The organism is Methylobacterium sp. Leaf111 (assembly GCF_001423285.1).
Lineage (GTDB): Bacteria > Pseudomonadota > Alphaproteobacteria > Rhizobiales > Beijerinckiaceae > Methylobacterium.
This window is the reverse complement of record NZ_LMNE01000034.1, coordinates 27,646-44,392: the sequence shown is the minus strand read 5'-3', so window position 1 is coordinate 44,392 and position 16,747 is coordinate 27,646. Positions and strand designations below refer to the sequence as shown.

Genomic DNA, 16,747 nt, shown 5'->3' with positions numbered 1-16,747 from the left:
GCCTTGCGGCCGGAGGGGCCGCGTGCCCCGGATCGGCGGACAGGCCATGGCATCGCCCCGGACGGACGATCACCCTGCGGAAAGCGCGCCGGAGGCCGGCCTCGCCCGACTGCTGACCGCCTCGGCCGTGCCGGCCGCGCTGCTGGCGCCGGCCGCGCCCGGCGGCCGCATCCTCCTCGCCAACCGCGCCCTCCGCGACCTCGTCCGCCGGCCCGCCGATGCGTCCTCCGACGGCGACCTGCGCGACTGGCTCGGGCTCGCCAGTGACCGGGACTCCGGCGCCACCTTCGCGGCGGCTCTCTCCGGTGGGGCGCCCGAGGGCGTCGAGGTGCTGGCGCGCCCGGGCGGCGGTGCGGCATTCTGGGTGCAGGTCTACCTCGTCCCGGTTCCGGAAACCCCCTACCGGCTGGCGCAGGTCGTGGACGTCACCCGCCGCCACGACGCCGAGGGAGCCCTCGCACTCTCCCGTCAGCGCGAGGCGCTGGGCCTGCTCACCAACAGCGTGGCCCATGAATTCAACAACTTCCTCCAGATCCTCATCGGCTACATCGACGGGCTGAAGCGTCGTCTGGGGGACCGCGACGAGCCCTTCATTCAGCGCGCCATCGTCCGCTCCACGGACGCGGCCGAGCGCGCCACCACTCTGACCCGCCAGCTCCTGGCCTTCTCGCGCCGCATCGCGCCCGATGTCCGCCCGGTCGACCTGAACGGGCTGATCGAAGCGTTCGGCGCCCGGACCGGCCCGACGCTGCCGGCCCGGATCACCCTGGAGACCCGGACCACGGCGGGGCTCGCCTGCGGCCTCAGCAACCCGACCCAGATCGAGCTCGCCCTCAACCACATCGTGGCCAATGCCTGCGAGGCCATGCCGGCGCCCGGGCGCATCGTGATCGCGACCTTCGCGGTGCCCCCGGGGGACCGGGCCCTGCAGCGGCCCGGCGACGGCGCCGTCGGCATCACTGTGACCGACGAGGGCCAGGGCATGTCCCCCGAGATGGCGGCCCGCGCCCTCGCGCCCTTCGTCACCAGCCGCGAGGCCGGTCGGGGTGCCGGGCTCGCCATCGTCCACGGCCTCGTGAAGCGCCAGAACGGCACGGTTTCGATCGACTCGAAGCCCGGTGAGGGCGCCACGGTCCGGATGGTGTTCCCTGCCGCGCTCTGAGGGGAATCCAACAGGATTCTGGCAAGAACAACGGACTAAAACTCCGGCGCGAACGTCACCATATCAGGAGCGGCGTCATCGCCGGACTTCCCAGTTGTTCACCAGAGGCGTTTTCATGCTCACCTCCACCACTCGCCGGAAGCGCGCGGCATCCATCCTCGCGCTCGCTGCGACGCTGGTTCTCGCAGCGCCCGTCGTCGAGGCGCGTCCCGGTAGCGGCAGCAGCGGTGGCATGGGCTCGCGCGGCTCGCGCACCTACGCGCCGCCTTCGGCCACCACCACGGCGCCCGGCGCCCCGGCCCCGATCCAGCGCTCGCAGACCCAGCCTGGCCCCGCCATGGGCAATCCCGGCATGAACACCGCAGCCCAGCCCGGACGGCGCTTCGGCGGCGGCTTCATGGCCGGCCTGCTCGGCGCAGGCCTGCTCGGCGCGCTCCTGGGCGGCGGCTTCTTCGGCGGCCTCGGCGGCATCGCCTCGTTCCTCGGCTTGATCCTCCAGGTCGGCCTCGTGGTCCTGCTCGTCTCCTTCGCCGTGCGCTGGTTCCGCCGGCGTCAGGGCCAGCCGGCCGCGGCCGGCCTGTCCCGCTCCAGTCTCGACGGCGCCGGCGCGAATCCGGGCCCATTGGGTGGCGCACCCCTGGGGGGCACCCCGACGGGCGGCGGCTACGGCAACGCCCAGCGCGGTCCCGCACCGGTCCAGCCCGCACAGGCGCGTCCGGTCCAGATCGGACCGGGCGACTTCGAGAGCTTCGAGATCGCCCTCAACGACGTGCAAGCTGCCTATGGCCGTGAGGATGCGGCCGCGCTCCGCAACCTCGCCACCCCGGAGATGGCCGGCTACTTCCTCGAGGAGTTGCGCGCCAACGAGGCACGCGGTGTCGTCAATCGGATCTCGGACGTGAAGCTGCTGCAGGGCGACCTCTCCGAGTCCTGGTGCGAGGGCAACGCCGAGTACGCCACGGTGGCGATGCGCTACGCCATCAAGGATGTGACTCTCGACCGTAAGACCCAGCGGGTCGTCGAGACCGGCGAGCCCGAGGCGGTCGAACTGTGGACCTTCGTGCGCGAGCGCGGCGGCCGGTGGATCCTCTCGGCGATCCAGCAGGGTCGCTGAACGACCGACATCGGCGATGAACCGCTGAAAACGAAGGGCCCGCGCGGAGATGTCCGCGCGGGCCCTTCCGCGTTTTAGGAGGCGGCGATCAGGCGGGCCTGTAAGCCTGCGCCATCGCCACGAAGGCCGAGACCGGCACTTCCTCCGCCCGTGCCGTCTCGGGGATGCCGGCCGCGTCCAGAAGCCGGGCCGGATCGGGCACTGCCGCCTTGAGGCTCTGACGCAGCATCTTGCGCCGCTGCCCGAAGGCCGCCCGGGTGATCGCCTCCAGGGCCTGAACCGAACAGGCCAGCGGCTCGCGCCGGGGCGTCAGCCGCACGATGGAGGACGTCACCTTCGGTGGTGGCACGAAGGCCGAGGGCGCCACGTCGAAGAGGATGTGGGCCTCGGTCCGCCAGCCGCAGAGGACGCCGAGGCGGCCGTAATTGGCGCGGTCGTCCTGGTCGGCGACGATGCGCTCGGCCACCTCGCGCTGGAACATCAGTGTCAGGCCATCCCACCAGGGCGGCCAGGCTGCGCTGGCGAGCCAGCCCACCAGCAGGGGCGTGCCGATGTTGTAGGGCAGGTTGGCGACGATCCGTACCGGCCCCGTGCCGATCAGCGGCACCGGGTCGAAGCTCAGGGCATCGGCATCGACCACGTCGAGGCGCCCCGGATAGTGCGCCGCGATCTCGGCCAGCGCCGGAAGCGCGCGGGGATCGCGCTCGATGGCGATGACCCGGGCGGCGCCCTCCGCCAGGAGCGCACGGGTGAGGCCGCCGGGGCCGGGGCCGATCTCGACCACGGTCACGCCGTCGAGCGGGCCGGCCGAGCGGGCGATCCGTCCCGTGAGGTTGAGGTCGAACAGGAAGTTCTGCCCGAGCGCCTTCTTGGGCTCCAGGCCGTGCCGGCGCACCACCTCCCGCAGGGGCGGTAGGCCATCGGTGCTGGTGCTTCCGTCCTCGCTCACGCGCCGGCCTTCACGAGACGGGCGGCGAGGCGGAGCGCCGCCATCAGGCTGTCGGGTCGGGCGATGCCCTTGCCGGCGATGTCGAAGGCGGTGCCGTGATCCGGCGATGTCCGGATGAAGGGCAGGCCGAGGGTGACGTTCACGCCCTCGTCGAAGGCCAGGGTCTTGATCGGGATCAAGGCCTGGTCGTGGGTCGGTGTCAGGGCCACGTCGTAGGTCTCCCGGGCCCGCGCATGGAACAGGGTGTCGGCGGGTAACGGCCCGCGGATGTCGATGCCCTCGCTCTGCAATTGCAGCACCGCCGGCTCCAACACGTCACGATCCTCCGTGCCCATGGTGCCGTTCTCGCCCGCATGCGGGTTGAGGCCGGACAGGACGAGGCGCGGCCGGGCGAGACCGAAGCGCCGGCGCAGGTCCTCCGCCACGATGCGGGCGGTGCGCAGGACGAGATCCTGCGTCAGAAGGTCGGGCACCAGCCGAAGGGCGACGTGAATGGTCACCGGCACCACCGCCAGGGTTTCGCTCCACAGCATCATCACAGGAAGCGGCGGGATCTCGCCGGGCTCCACCGCGCAGGCGGCCAGGAACTCGGTATGGCCCGGATGCGCGAAGCCGACCTGCGTCAGGACGTACTTGGCGATCGGGTTGGTGACGAGGGCGGTCGCCGCCCCGGCACGGACGAGGGTCACCGCCGTGGTGATCGATTCCAGCGTCGCACCGGCATTGGCGGAATCCGGCCGGCCCGCCACGGCATGAATGGCGGCGCCGCTGGGAAGGGCCATCACCGGCAGGGCGCGCCCGAAGACTTCGGTGGCGAGATCCGGGCCGACATCCGCGATGGGAACTCGCAAGTTCAGTTCGCTTGCCCGCCGCTCGATGAAGGCGGGGTCGCCGATCAGGAAGAAGGGCGGCAGCCCGGGCCCGGCGTCTCGCAGGCGCCAGGCCATGAGGGCGAGTTCCGGTCCGATGCCGGCCGGATCTCCGAGGGTGAGGGCGATCGGCCCGTGCAGGCTGCTCACCGCAACACTCCGTGTCGTTCCAGGGGCCAAGCCGCCTCAGCGGACCGTCGAGATGCCGTCGGCCGTGATGGCCGTGTTCAGGTTCTGGCGGAAGTCCGCCTCGCCCAGGGTCTTCAGTTCAAGCCGGAGCAGGACGGTCCGGTTGCGCTCGCTGGTGCCGAGGGCCGCCGCCACCGGCGAGACGATGTAGTTGACCGACACCGTCGTGCACTCGTCCTGGTATCCCCCGCCGATGCTCATGCCCGAGAGATAGGCGCGTCCCGGGTTGCGGTAGACGGGCGCGTCCCCGACGGGGTTCGCGAGGTAGGAGGCGTAGGCGGTCTGGAAGTTGTCGCGCACGTCGAGGTAGTGCGACAGGTCCACCAGGGCCGAGCCCGTGACGAACCAGTTCGGCGTCACGTGATAGGTGGCCGAGGCGGTGACGCCCTCGCGACGGTTGGCGAAGCCGAGGGCGGGCTGGGCCTTGTAATAGGAGTAGAACGCCGAAAGATCGATCGGCGCGAAGGGAGCGAGGCGGGCAATCACGCCGGTCTCGACCCGGTTCACGCCGAGATCGGCGTGATCGAAGCGCCCGCGGGTGATGAAGGTGATGTGCTGGTTGGGCGACAGCTGGAACCGGCCGACGAAGTCCGAGGCCCGGCTGTCGAGGCCGGAATCGAGGCCGACATTGGCGATGTCGCCGCGGCGGAACGAGTTCACGCCGGCGATCTGGATCGATTCGCCGAACATCACGTTCGCGTACCAACCGGCGGGAGTCACGACGGAGTACTGCGCGCCCAGATTGGTGCGCATGCCGCCCTCGACCCGGTCGTAGCCTGAGAACTTGTCCCACTCGAACAGCGAGGTGTCGTCGAAGATCAGGCTCTGTGCGTCCTCGTTCGGCAGCCGGCCGATCCGCGTCTCGCTCGGTCGCGCGATGACCTGCGCGATCGGCTCGATCGTGTGCACGCCCAGCGGTCCGAAATTGCTGACGAACGGGTAGCGGTAGTCGATGCCGACGGCGGGCAGGACGCGCCCCGAGAAATCCGCGTCCTGCGTCGCGATGTTGGCGGACAGGGCGTTCTGGTAGCCGGAGGTGCGCGGGTCGACGAAGAACGCGTCCGTGCGCAGGTAGGCGAAGGGCGTGAAGACCTGGCCGACGTCGTCGATGAAGCTGCGGCGCCAGGACAGCTGGGCCGAGGCGCGGGTGTTCGTGCCGGCGAGGCCCCGGATCACGCACTGGCCGCGCGAGAAGGACGTGCAGGTCTCGTAGAGGTAGTAGGTCCGGCCGTTGATGGTCGGCGTCTGGAGATAGGCCGTCGGGCTCTGAACGGCCTGGAAATCCGTCGCCTGGCGGGTCAGGCTGGTGATGTTGGCCTCGAACCGCACCTCGCCGCCCAGGAAGCCGGGTCCGTTGATGCGCTTGTCGTAGTCGATCACCGGCGCGACGAAGGGCTGCTCCTTCTGCCAGTCAAAGCTCGACAGGCCCTTGAAGTAGTAGCCCCGCGCCTCGAACCACGAGCGATCGCCCTGACCGATCAGGTAGGCGGTCGACACGGCCTCACGGAAATAGTCCGTGGTGATGCTCTGGTTGCGGATGCGGTAGTTGTCGAGGAACCACTTGTCGGTGACGCCGACGACGTCCCAGCCCGTGCGCCAGCGGTCGTTGATGTAGAACTGGCCCTTGGACTCCACCGAGCCGCGGAAGTCGCGGTCTCCCGCCCCGAGGGGGCCGGGCAGGAAGGCGCTCGGCGTGGTCTGGAAGATGCCGGAGAGGCGCAGGTTGTAGGAGCCCGTCTCCAGCCGGTGCCGGAACTCCGCCTGGCCGAGGACGCCCTGGTTGCTCAGGAAGGCCGGCGACAGCGTCAGGTCGTAGTTCGGCGCCAGGTTGACGAAGAACGGGGTCGCAAGGCCGGAGCCCAGGGCCGTCGAAGTGAGGAAGCGCGGCGTCAGGAAGCCAGTCTTGCGCTTCACCGTCGGGTCGGCGGTCTCGAAATACGGCAGGTAGGCGACCGGGATGCCGCCGATCTCAAGGGTCGATTCCTCGAACGCGACGGTGTGGGTCTGATTGTTGTGGACGATCTTGGTGGCGCGGATCTGCCAGAGCGGCGGCGTCTCCGGATTGTTCTTGCAGGGTTCGCAGGCCGTGTAGGTGCCGTAGTCGAAGCTGGTGCTGTCGCCCTCGATCCGCTCGGCGCGGGGCGCCGAGAAGCGGGTGCGGACGGTCTGCCCGTTGAGCTGGACGCTCTGCTGCACCCGGAGGGCGTCGATGAAGCCGTTCTTGAAGTCGTCGGTGAGCTCCATCTTGGCGCCGGTGACCACCGCGCCCGACGCTTCCGTCAGGCGCACGTTGCCCTCGGCGAAGACCCGGCTCGCCTTGCGGTCGTAGATCACCCGGTCGGCCTGCAAGGTACGTGGGCCGTAATGCAGCTCGGCGTTGCCGCGGGCCGTCACCGTGTTGCGGTCGTTGTCGTAGACGAGCTCGGCGGCCTCCACGAGAAGGCGCTCGGCCGGCTTTCCCGAGTCCGGCTTGCCGGCGTCCGCCTTCGGGGCACTTGCCCGCGGGGCCCCCTGGGCGAGCGCCGGCCCGCCGGTCGCCGCGGGGGCGACGGCCGTGAGCAGCGCCACGAACCCCGTGGCCAACGTGATGTCGGCGACCTTACGCAACGCCAGTCCCAACTCCTGCCAAGGCCTGCGCCCCTTCGCCACCACCGAGTCCGACATCAGCCGTCCTCCTGATAGAGAAGCGTGAGCGTACCAAGGAGACTCCCTACCACGGCCGGGAACCACGCCGCCACAGCCGGCGTCACGATTCCCGAGGCACCGAGGCCTTCCAGCACCTGTCGGGCGACGTACAGCACGAACCCCGCCGCGACGCCGCTCAGCACCAGTTTGCCGACACCACCAAAGCGGAAGAACCTTAAGGAAACGCTGGCCGCCACCAGCACCATGGCCAGGAACAGGACGGGCCGCGCCAGCAGGACGTCGTACTGGAGGCGGTACCGCGTGGCGTCGAGGCCGGCCCGCTCGGAGCGTGAGATGGTCTCCGGCAGTTGCCAGAAAGGCACGGATTCGGGCGGCGTGAAGCGCTGGCGCACCTGCGAGGGCACCAGGGTCGAGGCGATCAGGTAGGTGTCGAAGGTCTCGGCCGGCTGGCCCTTGGCCATCACCCGGGCCTGGCTCAGCTCCCAGTAGCCGTCGTGCAGGCTGGCCTTGGCCGCCTCGATCTGCGCGGTGAAGATGCCGGCCTCGTCGAAGGCGAAGACCGAGACGCCGGCCAGCGTGGTGGTGCCCTCCACCGCGGTGTCGGCGCGGATGATGGCCTGCCCGTCGAGGCTGCGCTGGCGGATCCAGAGATCCTTACCCGAGTTGGCCTTGGTCGAGCGGGCGAAGATCTTCGCCTCGATCTCGGTGGAGCGCTGCTTCATCAGCGCCGAAATCGGATTGTAGACCCCCACCGTGAAGGCCCCGATGGCCAGCGCCACGAACACGCCCGGCTGCAGGAACTGCCAGGCCGAGATGCCGGCGGCCCGGGCCACCACCAGTTCGAGCTTGCGCGAGAGCTGGAGCAGGGCGGCCATCGAGCCGAACAGGATGGCGAAGGGCAGTACGCCCTCGGCCACTGCCGGGGTTCGATAAAGCGAGAGCTGCGCCATCAAACCTGTGGACGCGCCTTCGGCGTCCCCGGCGCGTCGCAGGAGTTCGACGAAATCGAGGGTGTAGACCAGCGTGAAGACCGTGAGGAACACCCCCAGGATCGTGCGCACGAAGCGCATCGCGAAGTAGCGGCCAAGGGTGGCGCCGATCAGCATGGCGTCAGCTCCGCCTCACTGCACGCCGAGGCGCGGGCGCCGGCCGAAGCGGCCGACGAGCCCGGTCGCGGCCCGGCCCACCCGGGCGTTCCAGTCCCGCACCGCCGCGCCGTTGAAGATGATCACCGCCGAGATCAGGATGGCGAGGAGGGGCACGGCGTAGACGGCCACCACCGCGCCCGGACTGCGCGCCGCCGCGCTGGAAGCCGCGAAGCCGCCGATGCGCACAACCACCACCGCGAGGACGGCGCCGGCCACCGCGAGGCCGCGCCCCTGGCGGGTGGTGCGCGGGTCGCCGAGAGCCGCGAAGGCGATGAAGGTCAGGGCCAGCGGGTAGAGCCAGGACGAGAGCCGGTCGTGCAGCTCGGCCCGGAAACGACCCTTCTGCTGCTTGTAGTAGGTCTCGCTGGTGTCGGGGAACAGCAGCTGCGCCGTGGCGCGTTCGCGCGGCTTGTAGACCAGCTCGGCGTCGGGCGGCGTGAACGCGGCGAGGTCGACGGTGTAGCGCTCGAAGGTGATGATCGAGGCGTCGCGGGAATCTTTCTGCTGGCGGTGGATGCTGCCCTTCTCCAGGGCGAGATAGCTCTGGCCGCCATAGTCCAACGCCTGTCCGCGCTCGGCGAGGTAGACCACCGACTTGCCCGCCTCGCGCTTGTCCTGGATGAACAGGCCGAGCAGGGCGCCCCCCGGGCCGCGCTCGCGGAAATGGAAGGTGATGCCGCTGTCGAGGCTGGTGAACTGCCCCTCCTTGACCACGTTGGCAATAAAGTCGCCGCGCACCCGGGTCAGCACGTCGCGCAGTTCCTGGAACGACGATGGCATCACCTGGATCGTCAGGAAGGCCACCGCGAGGCTGACCGCGAGGCCGAGGCTGAGGAAGGGGCGCAGGATCTGCCGCGGTCGCATCCCGGCCGCCGACATGACGATGAGCTCGGAATCACCGTTGAGCTTGTTCAGCGCGTAGACGACGGCGATGAACAGCGCCACTGGAGCGATCACGGTGATCAGGGTCGGCAGCGAAAGACCGGTGATGAGGAAGAAGATGACCAGGGTCTGACCCTTGGCGGTGATGAGGTCGAGCTCGCGCAGGGCCTGCGTCACCCAGATCGTACCGGTCAGGCCGACGAGGCAGGCGAAGAAGGCCCCGAGCGCGATTTTGAAGATGTAGCGCTCGATCTGCGTCATGGGTTCTCGTGGATCGGCGTCTCGCGGATCGCCCCCCGCATCGCCCGGCGAGGCCTCGGCCCCACCCGTTTGTATCCGTCCCGCCCCCCGGCCGTCGACTCCGATCCGGGCGCGCCGATTCGGGCGCTTTCACGGCCGTCCGGTCGCGTTGCGTTCTGTGCCTCAACAGGTACACAGAAGCGCCGGGAGTGGCACGTCCGATGCCGTGCCGCTCCGCACATCCTGCACGCACCACTTCGAACGCACGGTTCGTTCGAGCCCAATCCTCGGAAAGCTAGCGTCATGGCGGACGGAATTACGATCGCGTTCGGGCCCCTCGGCCCGGTGGGCCGGGGCGAGGTCGTCCTCTTCGTCGGCGACGATCTCGCCCTGGCTCCGGCCGTGGCCCAGGCGATCGGCGGCGGCGTGGCCGATCTCGTCGCCCGTGCCGCCGCCAGCGAGCGCTTCAAGGGCAAGTCCCTGTCGGCCCTGGCACTGCCCGCACCCGCCGGCCTCGACGCCGACCGCCTGGTGGTGATCGGCCTCGGCTCGGAGAAGGACCGCGCCAAGATCGACTGGCCTGCGCTCGGTGGCTTCACCGCCAGCAAGGTCTCGGGCCGGAACGCCCAGGCCGCCCTGATTCTCGCCGGTCTCGATGTCACGGCCGAGAACGCTGCCGATTTCGCCCTCGGGGCCCGCCTGCGCCACTACAGCTTCGACCGTTACAAGACCAAGAAGAAGCCCGAGGGCGAGGATGCCAGGGCCACCGCGCTGACCCTGATGGTGGCCGATGGCGCCGCCGCCGAGGCGGCCGCGAAGGTCTCGGAGGCGGTCTCCGACGGCGTCATCCTGGCGCGCGAGCTGATCAACGAGCCGCCGAACGTCCTCTATCCGGAGGAGTTCGCCCGCCGGGCCGAGGCACTGACGCAGCTCGGCGTCGAGGTCGAGGTTCTCGGCCCTGGCAAGCTGGAGGCGCTCGGCATGCGCGCCCTCCTCGCCGTGGCGCAGGGCTCGACGAAGGAGGCCCGCGTCGTGGTGATGCGCTGGAACGGCGCCGCCGACCCGGCCGAGGCGCCCCTGGCCTTCATCGGCAAGGGCGTCTGTTTCGATTCCGGCGGCGTCTCGATCAAGTCTGCCGGCGGCATGGAGGACATGAAGGGTGACATGGGCGGAGCCGCCTGCGTCGTCGGCACGATGCACGCGCTCGCCAGTCGGAAGGCGAAGGTGAACGTCGTCGGCGCCATCGGCATCGTTGAGAACATGCCGGATGGCAACGCCATGCGCCCGAGCGACATCATCACCTCGATGTCGGGCCAGACCATCGAGATCATCAACACCGACGCCGAGGGCCGCCTCGTCCTCGCCGACGTGCTCTGGCACATCCAGAGCGCCTACAAGCCGAAGTTCATGATCGACCTCGCGACCCTGACGGGGGCGATCATCGTCGCCCTCGGCCAGGACATTGCCGGGATGTTCTCCAACGACGACGCGCTCTCGGCCAAGATCACGGCCGCCGGCGAGGCGACGGGCGAGGCCGTGTGGCGGATGCCCCTGATTCCGGCTTACGACAAGGCGATCGACTCGAAGTTCGCCGACATGAAGAACTCCGGCGGCCGCCATGGTGGCGCGGCGACCGCGGCGTCCTTCCTGAAGCGCTACGTCAACGACGTGCCCTGGGCGCATCTCGACATCGCCGGCGTGGCGATGTCCTCGTCGGCGAGCGAGATCAACAGGAGCTGGGGGGCGGGCTGGGGCGTGCGCCTGCTCGACCGTTTGGTGCGCGACAACTACGAGGCCTGAACCGCGTGCTGCCGGCCGTGACTCCGCTAGCGGCAGCGCTCCTGGCGATCGCGCTTACTTTCGCCACGGGGTTCGACCAGCGGGTGGCCATGCCGCCCGAGCTCGACGCCCGCTTCTACGGCTTCTTCCTCGATCGCTACCCACTCTTCGCGGTGGCCATCGTCTACGGGCTCGCCTGCCTCGGCCTGCGGATCCTGCGGCCGGGATCGGCCGGCTGGCCCCGCCGCCTCATCGGCGGGGCGCTGGCCGTGGCCCTGTTCCTGGCAGCCTGCCTCTATCCCACCTTCGGCGGCGTGGCCCTGCGCCTCGCCTTCGCCAGCGGCGGCACCGCCTTCATCACGCAGCAGCCGATGCCGGCGGCCTACGCCCTCGGATCAGCCCTCGCCGCGACGGTGTTCGGAAGCGTCCTGGGGGTCGGCGCCCTGCTGATCGGCAACGGTCCTGCGGGTCGATCCCAGCCCCGGCGCTGGATGCGGGCCGCGGTCGACGTCCTGCTCCGGTACCTCGCCCTCTGGTTCGCCCTGGCCATGCTGGGCTTCGCCCACGCGGCGGGGTTCGGCATCTGGCCGCGCCGATCGATGACGATCGGGGATGCCCTGTTAGCCGGTACCCTGGCCTGCATCGCGTTTCTGCCGCACCTGAGTTGCAACGGGCTGACGACGCGGCAGGATCGTTTGCGCCTGTCCCGCGCCGACGCTTGATCCCGCCGCCGGAATGCCTGAGGATAGTTTAGGTGTGAACTAAGGAGGCAGGAAGCCGCCGGGTCGCATCGCAGGGAGGATCGACATGGCCGAAACCCGGAGCGCTGTGCGCCCGTGGCTGTCCGCGTATCCGCCGGGCATTCCCGCTGAGCTCGATGTCGACGGCCTCGGAACGCTGGTCGACCTGTTCGAGGAGTGCACGGCGCGCTCGGCCGCGCGGCCCGCGCTGGAGAGCTTCGGAGCCCGCATCTCCTACGCGGCCCTCGGGGCGTCGGCGGAGGCCGTCGCCGCGTGGCTGGCGGCGCAGGGCCTGACCAAGGGGGATCGCGTCGCCATCATGATGCCGAACGTCGCCGCCTATCCGGCGACGATCTTCGGCGTGCTCCTCGCCGGCTGTATCGTCGTCAACGTCAATCCCCTCTACACGCCGCGCGAGTTGACGGCGCAGCTGAACGATTCGGGCGCGCGCATCCTCTTCGTCCTGGAGAATTTCGCCCATACCGTGGTGCAGGCCCTGCCGGACCTCGCCCTCGACCGCGTGGTCCTGGCCGGTCCCGGCGACGGCCTCGGCATGAAGGGGCGGCTGATCACCCTGGTCTCGCGCCATGTGAAGAAAGCCGTTCCGGCCTATCGCTTGCCCGAAGGACTCGCGGTCCGCTTCGACGCGATGATCCGCGCGGGCACCGGCAAGCCGAAGGTCCGGGTTCCCGTCGTGCCGGACGACTTGGCGTTCCTGCAATATACCGGCGGGACCACGGGGGTCGCCAAGGCCGCGATGCTGACTCATCGCAACATCATGGCCAATGTCGAGCAGAGTCGGATCTGGTTCCGCGTCTCGGCCGAGGACGGCGCAGCGCGCGTCATGGTCACGGCGCTGCCACTGTATCATATCTTCGCCCTGACCTGCTGCTTCTTCTTCTTCATGAAGGTTGGTGGCTGTTGCCTGCTGATCGCCAACCCGCGCGATGCCGACGGCTTCATCAAGACCCTCAAGGGGACGCCCTTCACCCACTTCTCAGGGGTGAACACCCTGTTCAATCTGCTCATCAACCATCCGAAGATCCGCGAGGTCGACTTCTCGAAGTTGGATTTCGTCATCGCGGGCGGGATGGCGGTGCAGGCGGCGGTCGCCGAGAAGTGGAAGGCGATCACCGGTCGCGCCATCGTGGAGGGCTACGGCCTGTCCGAGACCTCCCCGGTGGTCTGCGTCAACCCGCCGGATCTCTCCGCGTGGAGCGGCACCATCGGGTATCCCTTGCCCTCGACCGACGTCTCGATCCGAGGGCTCGACGGCCGCGAGGTGGATATCGGCGAGCCCGGCGAACTCTGCGTGCGCGGTCCCCAGGTCATGGCCGGCTACTGGAAGCGCCCGGACGAGACGGCCCACGCCACCACCGCCGATGGCTACTTCCGCACCGGCGACGTGGCGGTGTTGAACCCCGATGGACAGGTCCGCATCGTCGATCGGATGAAGGACATGATCCTGGTCTCGGGCTTCAACGTCTACCCGAACGAGATCGAGGACGTGCTCGCGAGCCATCCGGGCGTGCTCGAATGCGCCGTGGTCGGCGCGGTCAACGACGAGACCGGCGAGATGGTCGTCGCGCATGTGGTGCGCAAGGACGACGCGATGACTACCGACGCACTGCGGACCTTCGCCCGCTCGCAGCTCACCGGTTACAAGGTTCCCCGCCGGGTCGTCTTCCACGACGCCCTGCCCAAGACTAACGTTGGCAAGGTGCTGCGTCGGGCCCTTCGCGACGATCCGCCCCCTCCGTGATCGCGTTCCGCCCGTAACCCGCGGCCACCTGCTGGCGAAGGGTGACATCGAGACGGCTTGCGCGCTCGCCGCGTCCGGCCAATGTCAGGACAACAGGCCGGCGCGCCGCGATTCGCGCTGAACGGAGGGAACGACATGAACATCAGACGCACCCACGCATGGGAGATGCCCGAACATCTCGCGACGCCGGAGAGCGTGTTCCTCGATCGCCGGCGCCTGCTTGGAGGGGCCGCGGGCCTGGCGGCCGCCTCGCTGATCGGGACGGAGAGCGCCCGGGCGGCGTCCGACCCGACCGCCGATCTCTATCCGGCTAAGCGCAATGAGGCCTATACCCTCGACCGCCCGCTGACCCCGGAGAAGTTCAGCGCCGACTACAACAATTTCTACGAATACGGCACCTCGAAGTCGGTCCTGCCGGCCGCCAACGCCCTGAAGACGCGGCCCTGGACGGTGGCCATCGACGGCCTCGTCGAGAAGCCGATGACCCTCGGAATCGACGACCTCATCCGCAAGATGCCGCTGGAGGAGCGCCTTTACCGGCACCGCTGCGTCGAGGCCTGGTCCATGTCGGTGCCCTGGACCGGATTCCCCCTCGCGAAGCTCGTGGCGCTGGCGAAGCCCACCTCAGGCGCGAAGTACATCCAGATGCAGACCTTCCTCGACCGGTCGATGGCACCGGGCCAGAAGTCGTTCCTGTATCCCTGGCCCTACACCGAGGGGCTGACCCTGGAAGAGGCGGGCAACGACCTCGCCTTCGTCGCCACGGGCGTCTACGGTAAGCCGCTCGCCAACCAGTTCGGCGCGCCGATCCGCCTCGTTGTACCGTGGAAATACGGCTTCAAGTCGGTGAAATCGATCACCAAGATCTCTTTCGTGGCCGAGCGTCCGAAGACCTTCTGGGAAGGGCTGCAATCGGCCGAGTACGGCTTCTGGGCCAACGTCAATCCGGCGGTGTCGCATCCCCGCTGGAGCCAGGCCACGGAACGGGTCCTGGGCACCGACCAGCGCGTGCCGACCCTGATCTACAACGGCTACGGCGAACAGGTGGCCGGCCTCTACAAGGGGCTGGAGAAGGAGCGCCTGTTCGTCTGACGGGCCCTGCGGCGGGGCAGGTCGCTGCCCCGTCCGCTCAGGCGTCCCGTGTCGCTTCTAGTACGTCCAGCGCTGGGCCTTGGCCACGAGGAAGTCGCGGAACGCTTGGACACGGGCGACGGACCGCATCTCCTCTGCATAGACGAGATAGCTTTCCATGTGCGGCATCTCGGTCTCGCGCATGACCTGAACCAGGCCCGCCTGACCCTCCGCCGCGTAGTCCGGGAGGATGCCGATGCCGGCGCCGGTGTCGATGGCCTGCTGCAGGGCCGTGATGTTGTTCACCGTAAAGTGGATTGTCCGGCGCTCCTGTCCCTCGCGGCCGACGGTGGAGAGCCAGTGCGTCGCCAGCAGGTAGGACGGCTCGTTGCCGCCGAACGAGACCAGGCGGTGATTGTCGAGGTCGGCGATGGATTTCGGCTCGCCGAAGCGCTTCACGTAATCCTGCGAGGCGAAGGCGTGGTAGTGGACCGTGAACAGGCGCCGCTGGATCAGGTCCGGCTGGGCCGGGCGCCGCATCCGGATCGCCACGTCGGCCTCGCGCATGGCCAGGTCGAGTTCCTCGTTGGTGAGGATGAGTTCGACGCGCACGTCCGGGTAGAGGTCGAGGAATTCGGCGACACGCTGGGCCAGCCAGGCCGTGCCGAGGCCGACGGTGGTGGTGACCTTGAGGTCGCCGGTCGGCCGCTCGCTCGTTTCGACGAGGCGCGCCTTGGTGTTCTCCAGGCGCAGCTTCATGTCCCGCGCCGCGCGGAACAAGAGGTCGCCCTGTTCGGTCAGGATCAGGCCGCGGGCGTGGCGGTGGAACAGCGGCGCCTTCAACTCGCGTTCGAGGGCGCTGATCTGACGGCTGACGGCCGACTGGCTCAGGCCGATGTCGTCGCCCGCGCGCGTGAAGCTGCCGGCTTCCGCCACGTTGAGGAAGATGCGGATCTTGTCCCAGTCCAAGGCGTCCACTCCCGTACGCAACCCGACGCCGGCTGACCAAGCTTCCCGTCTCGCGGCGTGCGAGTCGGCTATCCGTGCCTGGCCCGAGCGACCCGGACCCTCCGGCCCACGCGGGACGTGGACGGATAGGTTCGAGTCATGCGGGTGACGCCGACGGCTCATGCCGTCAGCGCTTAGGTTAGTGGGTCGACCTTGCGATTGTCTTGACGTCGCGCGCAAGACGCATGGCGCCGTCGTCCGCCAGAATCTTCCTATTCTGCGGCGGCTTGCTGGGGTGTTTCGCCGACTTCGAGGGCGGCCAGGTACTTCTCGGCGTCCAGGGCAGCCATGCAGCCCATGCCGGCGGCGGTGATCGCCTGACGGTAGACGTCGTCGGTGACGTCGCCCGCGGCATAGATCCCGGGGATCGCCGTATGCGTCGTGCCCGGCGCCGTCTCGATGTAGCCGCCGTCGCGCATGGCCAGTTGACCCTCGAAGATCGCGGTCGCCGGCTGGTGGCCGATGGCGATGAACACGCCATCCGTTCGGCGCTCCGTGATTTCGCCGGTGCGGGTGTCCTTGAGGCGGACATGGGTCACCGACGGCGGCTTCTCGCTCCCGCAGATCTCCTCGACCGCGTGGTGCCACACCACTTCGACGTTGGGGTGCTTGGACAGGCGCTCCTGCAGGATGCGCTCGGCGCGGAACTCGCCCCGGCGGTGGACCACGATGACCTTGGCGGCGAGGTTGGCGAGGTAGAGCGCCTCCTCCACGGCGGTGTTGCCGCCGCCGACCACCACGACCTCCTTGCCCCGGAAGAAAAAGCCGTCGCAAGTGGCGCAGGCCGAGACGCCGAAGCCCTGGTATTTGGCCTCCGACGGCAGGCCGAGCCACTTGGCCTGGGCCCCCGTGGCGATGATGACTGCGTCGGCCGAGTAGGTTTCGCCGGAATCGGCCTCCAGCCGGAACGGCCGGACCTGGAAATCCACCTTGGTGATGTACTCGGACACGATCTTGGTCCCGACATGCTCGGCTTGGGAGCGCATCTGCTCCATCAGCCAGGGACCTTGGATCGCCTCGGCAAAGCCCGGATAGTTCTCGACATCGGTGGTGATCATGAGCTGGCCGCCGGGCTGGAAGCCCGAGATCATCAGCGGCTCCACCATGGCACGGGCGGCGTAGATTGCGGCGGAGTAGCCGGCGGGGCCGGAGCCGATGATGATGAGTTTGGAATGGGTGTGCGCCATC

General features: G+C 69.1%; 13 protein-coding genes. 6 read left to right on the top strand and 7 right to left on the bottom strand.

Annotated features, from left to right (window positions below):
* Window positions 1–46: 46 nt before the first annotated feature.
* Window positions 47–1,162, top strand: a complete 1,116-nt coding sequence (locus ASF41_RS15310) for an ATP-binding protein (protein ID WP_056494648.1) — start codon at window positions 47–49, stop codon at window positions 1,160–1,162.
* Window positions 1,163–1,277: 115 nt separating this feature from the next.
* Window positions 1,278–2,276 carry a TIM44-like domain-containing protein gene (locus tag ASF41_RS15305; protein ID WP_056494645.1) on the top strand — a complete coding sequence of 333 codons (999 nt, stop codon included), beginning with the start codon at window positions 1,278–1,280 and terminating at the stop codon, window positions 2,274–2,276.
* An 88-nt stretch (window positions 2,277–2,364) separates the two neighbouring features.
* Here the strand turns inward: ASF41_RS15305 and rsmA are convergent, their stop codons facing one another.
* From rsmA to lptF, 5 genes are all read right to left on the bottom strand, one after another.
* Window positions 2,365–3,225, bottom strand: coding sequence for a 16S rRNA (adenine(1518)-N(6)/adenine(1519)-N(6))-dimethyltransferase RsmA (gene rsmA / locus ASF41_RS15300; RefSeq protein WP_056494642.1), 861 nt, complete (start codon window positions 3,223–3,225; stop codon window positions 2,365–2,367).
* On the bottom strand, window positions 3,222–4,172 hold the full coding sequence (gene pdxA / locus ASF41_RS15295) for a 4-hydroxythreonine-4-phosphate dehydrogenase PdxA (RefSeq protein ID WP_407067297.1): 951 nt from the start codon (window positions 4,170–4,172) through the stop codon (window positions 3,222–3,224). The genes rsmA and pdxA overlap by 4 nt, the downstream gene beginning before the upstream one ends.
* A gap of 108 nt (window positions 4,173–4,280) precedes the next feature.
* On the bottom strand, window positions 4,281–6,890 hold the full coding sequence (locus ASF41_RS15290; protein ID WP_407067296.1) for an LPS-assembly protein LptD: 2,610 nt from the start codon (window positions 6,888–6,890) through the stop codon (window positions 4,281–4,283).
* Between the two features lie 56 nt (window positions 6,891–6,946).
* Window positions 6,947–8,035, bottom strand: coding sequence for an LPS export ABC transporter permease LptG (gene lptG, locus ASF41_RS15285; RefSeq protein ID WP_056218780.1), 1,089 nt, complete (start codon window positions 8,033–8,035; stop codon window positions 6,947–6,949).
* Window positions 8,036–8,050: 15 nt separating this feature from the next.
* The gene (gene lptF, locus ASF41_RS15280; RefSeq protein WP_056218783.1) at window positions 8,051–9,220 is read right to left on the bottom strand and encodes an LPS export ABC transporter permease LptF; all 1,170 of its coding nucleotides are present in this window, start codon (window positions 9,218–9,220) and stop codon (window positions 8,051–8,053) included.
* Between the two features lie 282 nt (window positions 9,221–9,502).
* On the opposite strand from lptF, the gene ASF41_RS15275 reads away from it, so the two are divergent.
* From ASF41_RS15275 to msrP, 4 genes are all read left to right on the top strand, one after another.
* Window positions 9,503–10,999, top strand: a complete 1,497-nt coding sequence (locus ASF41_RS15275) for a leucyl aminopeptidase (RefSeq protein WP_056494633.1) — start codon at window positions 9,503–9,505, stop codon at window positions 10,997–10,999.
* Between the two features lie 5 nt (window positions 11,000–11,004).
* Complete coding sequence (locus tag ASF41_RS15270) at window positions 11,005–11,700, top strand: hypothetical protein (RefSeq protein WP_200941281.1); 696 nt, start codon at window positions 11,005–11,007, stop codon at window positions 11,698–11,700.
* 85 nt (window positions 11,701–11,785) lie between these two features.
* A complete protein-coding gene (locus tag ASF41_RS15265) occupies window positions 11,786–13,480 on the top strand; it encodes an AMP-binding protein (RefSeq protein WP_056494630.1) in 1,695 nt (564 codons plus the stop codon).
* Window positions 13,481–13,615: 135 nt separating this feature from the next.
* On the top strand, window positions 13,616–14,572 hold the full coding sequence (msrP, locus tag ASF41_RS15260) for a protein-methionine-sulfoxide reductase catalytic subunit MsrP (RefSeq protein WP_056273437.1): 957 nt from the start codon (window positions 13,616–13,618) through the stop codon (window positions 14,570–14,572).
* Between the two features lie 57 nt (window positions 14,573–14,629).
* Here msrP and ASF41_RS15255 read toward each other — a convergent pair whose 3' ends face one another.
* On the bottom strand, window positions 14,630–15,520 hold the full coding sequence (locus tag ASF41_RS15255) for a LysR family transcriptional regulator (protein WP_055956592.1): 891 nt from the start codon (window positions 15,518–15,520) through the stop codon (window positions 14,630–14,632).
* Window positions 15,521–15,771: 251 nt separating this feature from the next.
* Window positions 15,772–16,746, bottom strand: a complete 975-nt coding sequence (trxB, locus tag ASF41_RS15250; RefSeq protein WP_056495023.1) for a thioredoxin-disulfide reductase — start codon at window positions 16,744–16,746, stop codon at window positions 15,772–15,774.
* Between the last annotated feature and the right edge of the window lies 1 nt (window position 16,747).